Below are 384 nucleotides of genomic sequence, written 5' to 3'. Positions count from 1 at the left end.
GCCATTAATAAAGTGATCGCTTGACGCTGTCCTCCAGAAAGCAAGCCGATTTCAGTGGTCAAACGATTTTCTAACCCAAGATTCAAACGTGCGAGATGTTCCTTGAAAAAAGAACGATCTTGTGGCTTGACGCCACGGAAAAAGCCTCGTTTTTTACCACGTTTCATTGCTAGTGCTAAATTTTCTTCCACCGTCAATCGGACAGCAGTGCCTAATTTAGGATCTTGAAAGACACGACTGATTTCTTTGGAGCGAGCAACCACTGACTTTTTGGTGATATCTTTGCCATTCAATAAAATCTTCCCTTGATCCACTGGAAAAGAACCAGCAATACTGTTCAATAGTGTCGATTTACCTGCACCATTTCCGCCAATAATTGTTACG

At 42.2% G+C, this 384-nt stretch carries 1 protein-coding gene; it reads right to left on the bottom strand.

The window, feature by feature from the left end; all coding sequences use genetic code 11:
* Positions 1-384: ATP-binding cassette domain-containing protein (locus CHM34_RS18815; protein ID WP_141201801.1), on the bottom strand; the 384-nt coding region annotated here is incomplete at both ends.

It is taken from the genome of Paludifilum halophilum, from assembly GCF_002245355.1.
Lineage (GTDB): Bacteria > Bacillota > Bacilli > Thermoactinomycetales > DSM-45169 > Paludifilum > Paludifilum halophilum.
Note: the sequence above shows the minus strand (reverse complement) of the source record. Positions and strands in the feature narration are given on the sequence as shown.